The organism is Gemmatimonadota bacterium, from assembly GCA_041390125.1.
Taxonomy (GTDB): Bacteria; Gemmatimonadota; Gemmatimonadetes; order Longimicrobiales; family Gaopeijiaceae; genus JAGQIF01.
Genome location: JAWKQN010000005.1, coordinates 354,364 through 368,974, shown reverse-complemented (window position 1 = coordinate 368,974; position 14,611 = coordinate 354,364). Strand labels below are relative to the sequence as shown.

At 71.0% G+C, this 14,611-nt stretch carries 11 protein-coding genes; 1 reads left to right on the top strand and 10 read right to left on the bottom strand.

The window, feature by feature from the left end; translation table 11 throughout:
• Positions 1-939: class II aldolase/adducin family protein (locus R3E98_06505; protein ID MEZ4423038.1), on the top strand; the 939-nt coding region annotated here is incomplete at its 5' end.
• 75 nt (positions 940-1,014) lie between these two features.
• Here the strand turns inward: R3E98_06505 and R3E98_06500 are convergent.
• The 10 genes from R3E98_06500 to R3E98_06455 form a co-directional block, all read right to left on the bottom strand.
• Complete coding sequence (locus R3E98_06500; GenBank protein ID MEZ4423037.1) at positions 1,015-2,448, bottom strand: hypothetical protein; 1,434 nt, start codon at positions 2,446-2,448, stop codon at positions 1,015-1,017.
• Complete coding sequence (locus R3E98_06495; protein ID MEZ4423036.1) at positions 2,445-3,923, bottom strand: hypothetical protein; 1,479 nt, start codon at positions 3,921-3,923, stop codon at positions 2,445-2,447. The genes R3E98_06500 and R3E98_06495 overlap by 4 nt, the downstream gene beginning before the upstream one ends.
• The gene (locus R3E98_06490) at positions 3,920-5,680 is read right to left on the bottom strand and encodes a cytochrome c3 family protein (protein MEZ4423035.1); all 1,761 of its coding nucleotides are present in this window, start codon (positions 5,678-5,680) and stop codon (positions 3,920-3,922) included. The genes R3E98_06495 and R3E98_06490 overlap by 4 nt, the downstream gene beginning before the upstream one ends.
• A 227-nt stretch (positions 5,681-5,907) precedes the next feature.
• A complete protein-coding gene (locus tag R3E98_06485) occupies positions 5,908-6,774 on the bottom strand; it encodes a hypothetical protein (GenBank protein ID MEZ4423034.1) in 867 nt (288 codons plus the stop codon).
• Complete coding sequence (locus R3E98_06480) at positions 6,771-8,162, bottom strand: cytochrome c3 family protein (GenBank protein MEZ4423033.1); 1,392 nt, start codon at positions 8,160-8,162, stop codon at positions 6,771-6,773. Before R3E98_06480 ends, R3E98_06485 begins: the two co-directional genes overlap by 4 nt.
• Before the next feature lie 129 nt (positions 8,163-8,291).
• Entirely contained in the window at positions 8,292-9,710 is a 1,419-nt protein-coding gene (locus R3E98_06475; protein ID MEZ4423032.1) for a cytochrome c3 family protein, read from the bottom strand.
• 274 nt (positions 9,711-9,984) lie between these two features.
• On the bottom strand, positions 9,985-11,178 hold the full coding sequence (locus R3E98_06470; protein MEZ4423031.1) for a M20/M25/M40 family metallo-hydrolase: 1,194 nt from the start codon (positions 11,176-11,178) through the stop codon (positions 9,985-9,987).
• Between the two features lie 72 nt (positions 11,179-11,250).
• Entirely contained in the window at positions 11,251-13,362 is a 2,112-nt protein-coding gene (locus R3E98_06465; protein ID MEZ4423030.1) for a sodium-translocating pyrophosphatase, read from the bottom strand.
• A gap of 52 nt (positions 13,363-13,414) precedes the next feature.
• Positions 13,415-13,963 carry an aminoacyl-tRNA hydrolase gene (gene pth / locus R3E98_06460; GenBank protein MEZ4423029.1) on the bottom strand — a complete coding sequence of 183 codons (549 nt, stop codon included), beginning with the start codon at positions 13,961-13,963 and terminating at the stop codon, positions 13,415-13,417.
• Positions 13,964-13,987: 24 nt separating this feature from the next.
• Positions 13,988-14,608, bottom strand: a complete 621-nt coding sequence (locus R3E98_06455; GenBank protein ID MEZ4423028.1) for a 50S ribosomal protein L25/general stress protein Ctc — start codon at positions 14,606-14,608, stop codon at positions 13,988-13,990.
• Positions 14,609-14,611: the final 3 nt, after the last annotated feature.

Below are 14,611 nucleotides of genomic sequence, written 5' to 3'. Positions count from 1 at the left end.
GCCGAGCCCCGTCCCTTCCGGCGGCGCGCCCAGGCGGTCTTCCTGGCCGGGGTCGCCGACGTGGACGGTCCGTTCGACAGCCACCTGGTCCACGGCTATCCGCTGCTGATCCGCTCGCTGTCCAACCTGTTCATCGCGCTGGTGGACGGAGAGGCCCAGGACCCCGACATCCACTTCGTCACGCCGGAGCAGGGGCACTACGTCGTGGCGGGCAACTGTGACCGGCCGCAGTACTTCGAGCAGGTCTACCGTCGGATCGAGCCACTGGCGTCCAGCCGTCTGGTCATCGACAACGTCTTCGACGAGGACCTGCCCGAGGCGCTCTGGAACGGGGATGGGATCACCGAGTCCATCCACCGCGCCGGCCAGCACCTGAACGAGCTGGAGCTGCTTCCCGCTCCGTTCCCGATGCACGAGTACCTGACGGAGCGCGACATCCGCCACCTCAAGCGTCTCTACGGGCTGGGCGGCCTCTCCTACGGCAACCTGAGCGCTCGGCTGGACGAGACCCGCTTCTGGATGAGCGCGAGCGGGGTGGACAAGTCCAACCTGCGCGTGATCGGTCGTGACATCCTGCTGGTGAAGGACTACGACCCGGAGCGCAACGCGATGCTGTTGTCGGTTCCGCCCGGGGTGGAGCCGCGTCGCGTGTCGGTGGACGCCATCGAGCACTGGATGATCTACCGCGAGCACCCGGACGTGGGGGCCATCCTCCACGTGCACGCCTGGATGCACGGCGTGCCGTCCACCGAGTTCAACTACCCGTGCGGCACCCGGGAGCTGGGCCAGGCCGTCGCCGACATCGTACGCACGGCGGACGATCCCGCACGCGCGGTGGTGGGGCTGAAGAACCACGGCCTCACGATCACGGGTCGCTCGCTCGACGAGATCTTCGAGCGTGTGGACGGGAAGCTCCTCCAGACCGTGCCCATGAGCTGAGGCGGTCGCCGACACCACCGTGAGCACCCGACGCCCCGCGGCTCCGGCCGCGGGGCGTCGTTGCGTCCGGGTCGCTCAGCGCGGCAAGGTCCGCGGATCGGCCACGTGGCAGGCCAGGCACGTCGGCGCGGAGCGCTCCCAGGCGCGGTCAGCGTCGAAGTCCGGGCCGTGCGGGCTCACCTGGAAGGAGCCCGTCGTGGAATGGCACTGCAGGCAATCGCGCTGCTGGTGGCAACCGGCGCAGCTCTCCAGCGCCTGCCGCGCCGGTTGTCCGTGCCGCAGCAGCCAGAGCGGCTCCGCGTCGTGGTACCCCGGGCCCAGGCGTCCCGTCGAGCCGAGCCCCGCCTCCACGTGGCAGGCGCGGCAGAACGCCTCGGTGCTGTGACAGGTCGCGCAGTCCATCGTGGCCCCGAACGCCTCGGCCGCGTGCCGGGCCGCGAACGCCGATGGATGGAACCCACCCGACCGCGGCGCGTCGTGGCACTGCGTGCAGGTCTCGGTGGTGTGGCAGCCGCTGCAGGACGCGAGTGACCCGGCGGCCAGCGCACCGTGATCGGTGGCGAAGAAGGGGCGCAGGTGGCTGTCGGGCTCGGCGCGCACGAGGCCCACGCCGGGTGCGCGGGTCGCGGATCGGGACGGCAGCGGCTGCACGGGAACGGGAATCGGGGCGACGTGGCAACTGGTGCAGTCGTCCTGGGTGTGGCACGTCCCGCACGCAGTCGCCCCCAGATCCGGTTCGGGCGCATGCGCCCACGCGAAGCCGGGTTCGAGATGGCTGGCCGGCGTGGGGTAGTGGGCGTCGAACGGCGGCAGCTCGAGCGTCGCGGACGCGACGGGCATCGCGGCGATCTGCTCGATCGTCCGCACATGGCAGCTCGTGCAGCGCTCCTGTGTGTGACACGTCGCGCAGCGCGCGAGGTCGTCCGGGATCAGTCCGGCGCCGTGGCTCTCGGCCAGGAAGTCGGGCCGGTCGTGGTCGGGGGGCTCGGGAAGGGCCGCGACGCGCGCCACGGGAAAGCGGGTCTCGGCCAGCGGTACGTGGCAGGTCGAGCACTCCGCATCCGCGTAGTGCTCCGTGGCCGGGTGCGCGTGACAGGTCCAGCAGGAATCCGTGACGGCGCGTTGCACGGCCCAGGCGTCGTCAGGCCGGGGTGCATGGCACGTCGCGCACGCCAGCGCGCTGTCGCCGGCCGTCTCCACGCGCGCTTCGTGCACACCATGGGCGAAGCGCACGTTGCTCGGTGGCGTCGAGGGTGCGGCCCACGTCACCCGCGCCTCGTCCACGCCGTCATGGCATTGGGCACAGCGCGTCGGCTCGGGATAGAGCGCCACGCTGCCCGCGGCCACCTCCGCGCCCGCGTGGCAGGAGGCGCAGAGCGGAAACAGACCCGCATGCTCTTCGTGCGGGAAGGGGACTTCCGGGGGCTCCTGCGCGGCGGCGCCCACCGCGAGGCCACCGGCTCCCGCGGCAGCGACGATCCATGCGGACAGCGCGCGCAGCCCCCTCATCGGGCCCTCCGGGTGCTCAGGCCGGGATCCTGCCCCAGGCGCACCTCCAGGGCGGTCCAGGCCCGCGTCTGGGGGCCGATGAGATCGTCGGGCCGGGTGGCCCCGAGCACGGCATGGTGCACCCAGCCGCCCCGCAGACGCACGCGCTCCCCCACCAGGAAGGCGGTGCTGACGCCTCCGCCCCCGAGGCGGCGGTCGCCCAGGCGGAACTCCTCGAGCTGCTGGTACAGCGAGCCGTGCAGCGTCACCTCGGCCCGGCGCGACGGGGTGTATGCGACGGACACGTCGCCCGACTGCAGGTACGCGCCCGCACCCCATTCGAGGCGATACCCTGCCTGGAGGCTCCAGCGCTCGTCCGGGCGCCACCGCGATCCCGCATCGACGGTCCAGGCGTCGTCGCCCACCGGACCGAGGACCCGCACGGTGCGGGTATCCTCGTACCCCCGCCGGCCGGCCGCCGCCCACAGCGACCAGTTCCCTCCCGCCCTCGCCTCGCCGCGCGCCGTGATCTCTGTGAAGCCCACGGGCTCGAAGAAGCCCCAGACCGTCGAGAGGTCGAAGTAGGGCACATAGCGACGCACACGGACCTCGGCATCCATCCAGCCGGTCACGCGGCCGTGGAGCGAGGCCGAGGCCTTCCCTGCCCGATCGAGCCCGAGATCCCAGTCGCCCTGGGCCGAGAGATCCAGGCGTTCCCCGAGGGGTGCACGCACCTCCGCGGAGGCACGCTCGTTCAGCAGCGTGGAGCCATCCGACCACACCTCGCGTTGGTAGCGCAGCGTGAGCGACGCGCCGGAACGGTGTGCCAACGTGGCGAGCCCGCCGAAGAGCCAGGCCTCGTTCAACGGCACGAAGTCGTCGAGCCCTTGCAGGGCTTCATTGCGGGGCGAACGCAGGCCCCGGGCGAGGCTCCGTCCCCCGAAGGCCTCCACGCGCCAGCGACCCCCCGGGGCCAGGAGGAGGCTGACGCCGTCGAAGCTCGCGAATCCCAGCGGTGACAGCGTCTCCTGGCGGCCCAGGCGAACGCGCAGCCCCGGCCGGTTCCACTGCAGATAGCCAAGCAGCAGATCGAACGGATCGTCGCCGCGGGGCCAGGCGTACCCGCCGTCCAACTGCTGCCGGCCCCTCATGAAGGCCGTGGCGCTCAGACCGGGCAGGCCCAGCCCCCACGCGGTGAGCCGGACGTCCTGCGATGCGAGCGCGGCGTGGCTTCCCGGTCCCAGACCGTAGGCCGTGCAGATGACGCCGGGCACACAGGAGACGGGCCGCCCGTCCACCACGAAGCCGCCGTCGGGCCCCGGGATCGCGTCCGAGACGGCGAAGGAATCCAGCACGAGCGGCTGCAGACCGACGTAGCGCACGATGGAGGTGGCGGTGCCGACCACCCCCTGCCCGGCTGCCGGAGCCGGGCGGATCCCGACCCCGGAGAGGAGCAGGAGCGCTCCCGCGCAACGCACGCCGAGCCGACGCGTCATCGGGGCGGGGCCTCCTCCGCGGCCAGGATGCGGCGCATGGCTGCGGCCGGCTCCAGCAGCAGATGGCAGGAGGCGCACTCGCCTTCGGGCTTGTGGTCCACCTGCTCGGCATGGCACTGCAGACAGAAGCGCCGGTCCGCCGCGCCCAGATCCGCCAGGGTGGCGTTCGTGTGACACGCACCGCAGTCGAGATGGTCCGCCACCGTGTGGGCCTCCTTCACGGTCGCCCCGTGGCAGGACGTGCAGCCCGAGACTTCGACGTCGTGATGCTCTTCATGGCAGGACGCACAGTCGGCGGGAGCCAGCGCAGGCGGCGCCCCGGTGTGACAGCGGGTGCAGTCCACCGCATCGTGCGCGAGGTGCGAGAAGTCCACCGGTCTGGGGCGGGTCTGCCGATCGCGCTCGATGGTCACCGGCAGCAGCGTGGTGTGCGGATCCTGGAAGGCATCTCCCTCCACATGACAGGACGCGCACGCGAGCTCGGGCTCCGCGTGATGGCATGAGAGGCAATCTCCCGCCGCGAGTGTGATGCCGCCGTGGTCGGGATCGAATACCCGATCCTCGGCCACGAAGAGCGAGGCGGGCGTATGGCAGTCCGCGCACTCGAGGCCCTCGGCCCCACCGTGCGCCCGGTGGTCGAACGGCTCCGGAAAGCGCTCGTGTGAACGACCGGGGCGGTAGTGGCAGCGCGCACAGCTCGCGGCGTCCGCGACCGGACCCAGGTCGGGAAGCGGAGCGGGAACGAGCCCGGCCCGGCGGGAGGCTTCCGCCGCGTCGGCCAGCGCGTCCCGCAGCATCCGGTCCGCCCCGCCGATGTTGTGGACGCCGTGACCGGCGGAGATGAGTGTCCACAGCGAATCGGCCACCGAGCGCAGCGAGTCCGCGTCCGGCGACGCATCGATCCGCGGATCCCCGTGCAGGCCCGCGACGTACGCTCCGACGCTCCGGGTGTTGGCGCGCATGCCCTCCACCCACTCGTCCAGCAGGCCCGCGAAACGGCTCCCGTGGCAGGCGACGCACTCCTGCCGCAGTGCGCTCAACCGCGCCGGGGAGTCAGGCGCCGCCTGCATCGCGGCCGCCGAGTGGCAGTCCTGGCAGGAGATGCGCGCGCGGAACTTCACGGCCGGAAGGGCCCCTTCGTGGAAAGGGGACAGGCCCGCGAAGACGAGCTGGTCCTCCACATGGGCGGTCGAATCCACGGGCTGCCGCAGGGCCGGGTCCCCCTCCACGTGGCACGCCGTGCACTCCAGCTCCAGCGCGCTCGCCACCCCCACGACCGAGTGGCTGATCTCCTCGTGACACCGGGTGCACGCCGGTCCCCCGTCCACGGCATGTTGGTCGTGCACGGTGGATGCGTCCCGCGGCTCGCCTCCGGTCAGGCGTACGGCGGCGCCCGGCGGACCGTGACAGGAGCGGCAGGCGTCCTCGGCGAGCCCACCGCTCCCGGCCGTGACATCGTAGTGGCACTGCAGGCAGGGGATGTCGTTCTCGAGGACCGTGGCGTGGTCGATCGGCGTACCGGTGCTGGCGAACGCCACGTGGGTAGGTTCCGCATGACATTCCTGGCAGCCGTCCGGCTCGAGCACGAAGCGCTGCGGACCGGTGGGCTGGGGCTCCGCGTGGCACAGCACGCAGGCGTCCGTGCGAACGTCCAGGTCGGAGGTTCCGTCCGGGTGCGTGTGGCATGTCCCGCAGGAGGCGTCTGCACCCGCCTCCAGGCCGGGATGGTCCAGATGGCGGAAGCCGACCCCTGCCATCCGCACGGAGGACGGGAGACCGGAAGGCCCGTGGCATGTCTCGCAGGTCCCGTCCCGGGCGAAGCCGACGACACCCTCCGCCAGCGGTTCCCCGTGGCATCCAGCGCATGCGAGATCCGCGTGGGCACCGTCGACGGAGCTCGGCGGCTCGGAGCCGCCGCACGCACCGAGGATCAGGGCGAGCACGAGGGCGCCCGGCCGACGTCCCGGACGCCGCACGGGACCGGTCACTTCAAGCTGGCCCACACGACGAGGCTGGCCAGCGTGAGGCCGAGCACGATGGCGACGATCCCGAGGACGGCGGCACCCACGTAGAGCGGCCGCGGCGGCGGCGGCGCGCGCAGCGCCTCCAGCCTGCCCTCGGTCTCCAGGCGCTCGTACTCGAGCGGGTGCTCTTCGCGCGTGTACTCCTCCGTCGCCCGACCGGTGAACACGACCAGGTCGAGTGGGAACTTGTCGGGGCGCAGCTGCCCGTTGAAGAAGTGGATCGTGAAGATGAAGCACAGCGCCAGAAGCGCCTCATGGCCGTGCAGGATCAGCGCGACGTTGAAGGCCCAGCCCGGCAGGAACCGGCCGAAGAACTCCGGGAACCACAGCAGCAACCCGGAGCCGCCGATGATGGCGACCCCCCAGAAGACCGCCCAGTAGTCGAACTTCTCCAGGTAGCTGTAGCGATCGAAGCGGGGCGGGGCCGCGCGGCCCACGAACCAGCGGAACATCTGCACCACGTCCCGCACGTCCTTGGGCTGCGGCACCATCGATTCGGGTCCCCAGAAGAGGGACGTGCGATCCGGCCCCTTGACCAGCCGGAGGACCAGGGACCCCACGTGCACGAAGAAGTAGCCGAACGTGAGCACTGCGCAGATCCGGTGCAGGATGGCGGCGGTCTCCACGCCGCCGTGCAGTCGGACGAGGAATGCGGCCCAGGGTTCGTGGCTGAAGTGGAGCGGCAGCCCCGTCATCACCAGCCCGAAGAACGAGATGATCACGACGAGGTGCAACCCCCGCTGCAGCGGCGTGAAGCGCCAGATGTAGCGGGGTGCACCGCGATCCGACGCCGACAGTGGGCGCCCGGTGCCCGTACCGGTACTCACGGTTCTCTCCCCCCGGATGGCTCCTCCGGTGACGACCCGCCCTCGGGTCCGGGCCCCTCCGGCGCTTCGGCCGAAACGGGGGATCCGATGAGGCTACGTCCCAACCAGAGGACGGAGTGCAACCCGAAGAACGCGAAGACCCCCCAGAGCAACAGCGTCATGGCCAGGCGCGGCCAATACACCTGCGGGTACGCTTCACGGTCGGTGTCGTCCGCGTGGACGAAGTAGGAAGCGAAGCCCGCGGACGCACCGGCGTGGCACTCGGCACAGGTATCGAGTCGGTTCACCAGGCTGATGGACGACGCCGGATCGTCGACGGGCAGGTTCCGGTGTGGAGTATGGCAGTCGCTGCACTTGGCAGCGAGCTCGGAACCCAGACGGGTGACCTTGCCGTGGTGGGTATGGAAGTAGGTCTCGTAGGCCCGCTCGTGGCAGGTCCCGCACTCCTCGACCACGTCCGCTTTCCACGCCTCGGCGGGTGCGACGATCTCGTGCGAGGAATGACAGGTCGTGCACGTGGGCGCGGAGTGTCCGTCCTCCGACTCGGTCCCCTCGCGGAGGGCTGTACCATGGGCGCTGGTCCAGAAGGTCTCGAGCACCCCTTCGTGACAGGTACCGCACGTCGTGGGGATCGAGTCCGGATAAACGGAAGAGCGCAGCGAATCCGATGGGAGCACCAGGTGGCCGCGGTGGCAGTCGCTGCAGGTGGCGGAGACGTTGAGCCCGTCCTCCGTGATGGCCAGCCCGTGGACGGTCTCGTGGTAGCTGTCGACGGCTGCGCGGGCGATCGAATCGGCGGGGTCCGCGAAGTACGTCTCGACGATCTCGGGGTCGGCGTGGCATTCCCCGCAGAGCGCCGCTTCGCTGAGGGGATGGAGCGGCGAGCGCCGGTCATCCGTGGCGAACACGTCGTGGACGCCGTGACACGCCGCACAGTCCGGGCCGTCCTCCGCCTCGGCCAGGGCCCGCGCGTGGGAGGACGCCATCCAGCCCGCGTCGGCATCCTCGTGACACGAGCCGCACGTGGCCGTGGAGGCGGACGGCTGATGGGGAAAGGCATCGTCGAAGGCGGTGTGGCATTCCGTGCACGTCAGCTCGGCGTGGACGGTCTCGTGCAGGAGCGAATCGGGCACGTAGAGGAGGGCGTCCTCGGCGGGCGTGCCCCCCTTCCCCACCAGGAATTCCGGGTCCGCATGACAGCGGGCGCAGTCGACCCCCATCTGGGCGACCAGCGGCGGCGGCGCGGCCGCCGTCATCAGAGCGGCTGCGCCGAGCAGCACGCTGCGCAGGAACAGGTCGGGTCGCGGCATCCGGGGCGCGGGGAAGATCACCACCTGAGGGCCGCGCCCAACGTAGAGGAGCCGTCGCAGGGAGAGCAAGCGTGGCACCGGAAGCACGGCTCGGAGAGGGACGGGACGTGGAAGGGATCGAGCGGAAGCCGCGCCCGGATGGCACGACCGCGGCCGTCCGTAGTCCGGACGAACCGCGGTCGGGCCATGCAGGACGCGAACGACCCGCTACTCGGAGATGCTCAACAGATTCCGGAGATCCATCGCGGGCGGTGCGAGGCTGTAGGTCTCGCTCACCTGGTTGATGGACGCCGTGAGCAGCGCCTCGATCAGGAACGGGTTGTGGACAGCGGCACCGCTCGCCCGCGCGAGCTCCGCGTTGAAGCGCGCGCCCTCGCCCACCGTGTAGCGCGCATCCGTGGTCGAAAACTCGGAGGCCGGCACCTGGGCCACGAGGGCCTCCAGCGCGCTCGCCAGGTTGTCGATGCGCTGCTCGGCCGTGAACTTCAGCCCCCGTGCCACCTCGGCCGTGCCATGGCAGCCCGACGTCGCGCAGGACTCGAACGTACGCTCGGTCTCGTCACAGGCACCGCCCGGCACCGGAGCGCCGTTGGCGTCCAGGCAGGGGATCGCCTCGAAGAGGTGTCCGGTCGCGGTGAACACGTGATCGCCGGTATCCGGATCCGTCACGTCGAAGCTGTTCACGTGACAGCTCGCGCACAGCTTGGGATTGGCTTCCGACCCGTGCGTCGCGCGGATCGAGCCGCCCGGGAACTCGAGGTTGGGTGGCCACCACCCGGCCACGCCCAGGAGCGTGGGTCCTTCGGGCGAGTGCGGGCCCCGGAACGTGGTGGGATCCGGCACGCCGCGCTTGTGGTGGCACTTCATGCACAGGTTCTCTTCCTCGGACGCCACGTCCACCGGGAAGCGCAGCTGTCCTTCGTTCACCGACCCGTGGGGGTCGTGGCACACCGCGCAGGTGATGGCCAGGTGGTTGCCCGGTCCCAACTGGTCCTTCTCGATGTAGTCCACCTCGATGCCCCAGGCCTTCAGGGCGCCTTCACCGCTGTGACAGGACGTACAGGCGGCATTGTCGGCTGCCGATGCGACGATCTCGGCGTGCTTGGACTGCTGCCACTCCTCGGCGAAGGGATGGTGCGTGCCCTGGTGGCACTCCGTGCATCCGACCGTCGCGGTCAGATCGGCGTCCATGTACGCGAGCGGCTGGCTGGCGTCCGGGTTCTGGACGTGTGTGAGTCCGGGCCCGTGGCAGCTCTCGCACTGCACGTCGTGGTAGCGGTCCTCCGGGGCGGCGTTGAAGCCGGCCAGCTGGGTGACCGCGTTGCCCAGCTCGTTGACGGTATGACAGCCTTCGCAGAAGGACTGCGAATGGCCGGAGGCCTGCAACCCTTCCCAGGCATCGGCGTGCGCAGTCTGCACCCAACGGGCCTGCTGTCCCACATGGCAGTTGCCGCAGGTGGTCAGCTTGCTGTCGATGTCACTGTAGCCGAGGAACCCCGCCGCCTCGTCGGGGGGAGTCTCGAAGAGCTCCCGGTCCCGAAAGACGACGCTCTCCTCGCAAGCGGCGAAGAGAGCGAGAACGGGGAAGATCAGCAGCCATCGTAGAGTCCCGATTCGACTCGACATCGCCACCCTTCTCCCTCCAGCCCGGTCGTTGCTACGGTCGGATCAGACCCGGATCGGGCAGCTTCCCGTTCTGACCCACGTCGAATCTAGGGGGTCCGTATGATTACGGGGGTCAGGGGTTGGCGTCAAACGTGTAGAGGATTGTCGGTGAGCGATGTGGGGCAATCCCCCACCGTCGCGAACACGTCGGCCGCGCAGGAGTGCGCCGCAGCCAGGCGCACGGTCTCTCGGTCGGGCGCTCCGCGGCCATGTGGCCCTGCCCCAGGCGGGTCGCTCAGACGACCGCGGCCTGCACGGCCTGCACGATGTGGGGATAGCGGTCCAGCGCCCAGCGTGCCTCCTCCAGGTCGAGGCGCTCGGTGTTGGTGTGGGCATGGCGCTCCTCTCCGGGCGCGAAGCCGAACGAGGGGATCCCGTGCACGCCACACGTCCAGCCGCCATCCGTGGCGAACGCCCACGGACGGGCGTGGGCCGCGCCCGTGCCGTTGCGGCGTCCCGCAGCGGAGGCGGCGGCCCGCACCACCGGATGGTCGGCGTCGACCAGGAACCCCGGCGTGAACATGGGCCGGTCCCGCTCCACGCCCGTCCACGTGCGCTGGTGCTCGCGCGCCATGCGCACGTCGATGCCGAATCCGTCCGGCAGGGGGCCCATGTGCCGGGCGATGGCCGTCTCGAGCGCCTCCACGAGCGCCTCGGACGTCGAGCCCGGCAGGATCCGCCAGTCCACCACCACCACCACCTCGTCGGGGATGACGTTGCGGCTCTCGGGTCGGACCTCCACCCCGGTGGCCACCGCGGTCGCGCGCCCGAGCACGGGATCGGAGCGGTCGTCCTCGGCCAGCGCACCGATCCCGGCGAGCGCGGCGGGCAGGAGATCGAGGGCGTTGCGCGCGCGGTCGGGCGCCGACGCGTGGCCGGCCACGCCGCGCAGCACCACCTCCGCCTCGGCCCGCCCGCGGTGACCGAGCGCGATGTCCCCATGGGTGGCTTCGCCGATGATCACCGCGGCGGGACGTACCGTCCCGCTCTTCATCAGGTGTTCCATGCCCCACCCGCCCCGCTCCTCGAGGACGGTGTGGGCGACGATGACGTCTCCCGCCGCCTGGCCGGCAAGCATGGCGGCCGCATACGTCTGCAACGCCAGCGGGCCCTTGATGTCCATCGCGCCCCGCCCGTGCAGGAAGCCGCCCTCCACCACGCCGCCGTAGGGGGGGTGCTCCCATTGCGCCGGATCCCCGGGGGCCACGATGTCCAGGTGGCAGGACAGCATGACCGGCGGCGCCTCGCCCCGGCCCCGCACCACGCCCACGACGCTGCCCAGCTCGTCGATGCGCACGTCGGCGAACCCGAGCGCCTGCATCTCGTCGCGGACCCGCTCGGAGACCGCGCCCTCCTGTCCCGGGAGGGACGGGATGCGGATCAGGTCCTGCGCGAAGGCGAGGGCGTTCTCGAACGTGGGCTCACGCATGATGGATCTCCCCGGGTGGGAATGCGGAGGCGGCCCGCCCCTTCCGGGACGGGCCGCCTCTCGACACGACGATCAGACGAAGAAGGAGCGGACGGTCTCGAACAGCCAGCCCATGCCCGCGCCGTCGGCGTGCAGCTCGACGAGCCAGGGCGCAAGGACCAGCGAGACCACGCTCATCAGCTTGATCAGGATGTTGAGCGACGGGCCGGACGTGTCCTTGAAGGGATCTCCGACCGTGTCACCCACCACGGCGGCCTTGTGGGCGTTGGAGCCCTTGCCGCCGTGCGCTCCGCCTTCGATGTACTTCTTGGCGTTGTCCCAGGCGCCGCCGGCGTTGGCCATGAAGAGCGCCATGAGCACGCCGGTCACCGTGGCGCCGGCGAGCAGGCCGCCCAGCGCCTCCACGCCCACGAAGGCGCCCACGAGCACCGGCGCCGCCACGGCCGTCACGCCCGGCAGGATCATCTCCCGGAGCGCCGCCTGCGTGGAGATGTCCACGCAACGCGCCGAGTCCGGCTTGGCCGTCCCCTCCATGAGGCCCTTGATCTCGCGGAACTGGCGGCGGACCTCTTCGACCATGGCGCCGGCCGACCGACCCACCGCGGTCATGGTCATGGCCGCCACGAGGAACGGCAGCATGCCGCCGATGAAGAGCCCGATGACGACCATCGGGTTGACGATGGAGATGCCCGACTGCGTCAGCCCCACGGCCGAGGCGTAGGCGCTGAAGAGCGCCAGCGCGGTGAGGGCCGCCGAGCCGATCGCGAAGCCCTTGCCGATCGCGGCCGTCGTGTTGCCGATGGCGTCCAGCGAGTCGGTGATGGCGCGGGTCTCGGGGCCCAGGTGGCTCATCTCGGAGATGCCGCCCGCGTTGTCGGCGATGGGGCCGTAGGCGTCCACGGACATGGTGACGCCCACGGTGGCCAGCATGCCCACGGCCGCGATGCCGATCCCGTACAGGCCCGCCGCGCTGAAGGCGATGAAGATCGCCAGACAGATCAGGAGCAACGGGATGGCCGTCGACTCCATCCCCACCGCCAGGCCCGTGATGATGTTGGTGGCCGAGCCGGTCTCGCTGGCGTCGGCGATCTTCCGGATGGGTCCGGCGGCCGTGTAGTACTCGGTGACCAACCCGATCACGATGCCGACGATGGTGCCGGCCAGGATGGCCCAGAAGGGGCCCGTCGCGCCGAAGGACTCGCCGGTCAGCACGCCCACGATGCGCACGTCCAGCGCGCGCACCACGAAGAACATGATGATCAGGAAGAGCGCGGCCGCCAGCATGGGTGCGTTGCGCAGCGCGGAGGCCGGGCTCGAGCGCTCCAGCAGGCGCATGGCGCCGATCCCCAGCAGCGAGCAGAACAGACCCACCATGATGGTCAGGATGGGGAGCGCCACGGCACCCGCGCCGCTGCCAGCCGCCGCCGCGGTGGCACCGATGGCCACCGTGGCCACCACCGAGCCCACGTACGATTCGAAGATGTCGGCGCCCATGCCCGCCACGTCGCCCACGTTGTCGCCGACGTTGTCGGCGATCGTGGCCGGATTGCGCGGGTCGTCCTCGGGGATGCCGGCTTCCACCTTCCCGACGAGGTCGGCCCCGACATCCGCCGCCTTGGTGTAGATGCCCCCGCCGACGCGCGCGAAGAGCGCGATGGAGCTGGCCCCCATGGCGAAGCCGGAGATCACCTCGGCGAAGTGGGCCAGCATGCCGTCTCCGGAGCGCACCACGTAGGCGAAGTAGAAGCCGCCGATGCCGATCAGGCCGAGCGCGGCCACCGACAGGCCCATGACCGCCCCCCCGAAGAAGGCGATCCGCAGCGCCTTGCCCGCCCCGCCGTCCTTGGCGGCGGCGGAGGTGCGCACGTTGGCGCGTGTGGCCGCCTTCATGCCGAAGAAGCCGGCGGCCACCGAACACAACGCGCCGGCGACATAGGCCAGGGCCGTCTCGCTTCCGATCGCGAAGAAGAGCAGCGCGGCCACGATCACCACGAACAGGCCCAACACGCGGTACTCGCGGTTGAGGAACGCCATGGCGCCGTCGTGGATCTGATCGGACAGCTCGATCATGCCGGCGGTGCCGGGGGACTGGCGCTTCACGTAGCCGTAGATGCCGCCGGCCACCAGGAGGCCGAGGAGGCCGACCGCCCAGGCCCAGCCCGTCATGCTCACGATGTCGCTCATGCTCGGGATCTCGTTCCTTTCTCGCGTTGTCTCGGCCCCGCGGGGGCGTTCGTCATCCGTTGACCCGATTCATCGCGGCCTCCAGGCCGCGGTCCATCCACACCCGGACGCCGTCCACGACGTCCTCCAACCGGTCGAGCACCTTCTGCTCGTCCTCCGCGGACATGGGCGCCAGCACCCAGTCCGCCAGGTCCCCCCGCTCGGGCCGGGGACCCACTCCGATGCGCAGGCGCGCGTACGCGCTGGTCCCCAGCGCCTGCTCCACGGACTCCAGCCCGTTGTGGCCGCCCGCGCTTCCCTTCCCTCGCAGGCGCAGGCGCCCGGCGTCGAGGTAGGCATCGTCCACGAGGACCATCAGGTGGGTGGCGGGGTCGCGGTGTTCCAGCGCCGCCCCCACCACCTGCCCGCTGCGGTTCATCCAGGTCAGCGGCTTGACCAGCCGGACGGGGTGTCGGCCCACGCGGCCTTCCGCGATCAGGCTCTTTCCCTCGCGCTCGAACGGTCCCAGGTCCCAGTCGTGCGCCATGCGATCGAGGGCCCACCACCCCACGTTGTGTCGGGTTGCGTCGTACTCGGGACCGGGATTGCCGAGGCCGAGCACGATGTGGGTCCCGCGCGCGATGGCCTACGCCTCCGCGCCCGCAGCCTCGCCTTCCGCGGCGGCCGCTTCCGACTCGGCCCCCTTGGGCAGCACCACCGTGCACAGCGTCCGTCCGGCCTCCGTCACGATCTCCACGCCCGCCGGGACCGCGATGTCGGACACGTGCAGCGAGTCCCCGATGTCGAGGGCGTTGACGTCGACCTCGAGGTGGTCGGGGATGGCCGAGGGGATGCAGCGCACGTCCAGGTCGTGCACGTGCTGCTCCAACATGCCGCCGCTGAGCCGCACACCCTTGGGCGTGCCCTCGAAGTGGACCGGCACCTGCACGTGGACGGCCACACCCTTCTGGATGCGGAGGAAGTCCACGTGGACGAGGTGCTGCCGGTAGGGGTGGACCTGCACCTCACGCACGAGCGTGTCGACCGCTCCCGACTCCCCTTCGATCTCGAGCGAGACGATGGTGTTCTCCACCGAGATGCGCTCGAACAACAGACGGGCTTCGTGGGCGTCCACCGTGAGGGACTGGGCATCGCTGTCGGCGCCGTACACCACGGCCGGCACGCGGCCGGCCGCGCGCAGCTTGCGTGCAGCGCCCTTCCCGGTCCCTTCCCTGCGCTCGGCCTTCAACGTAGCTGCTTCGGACATGGC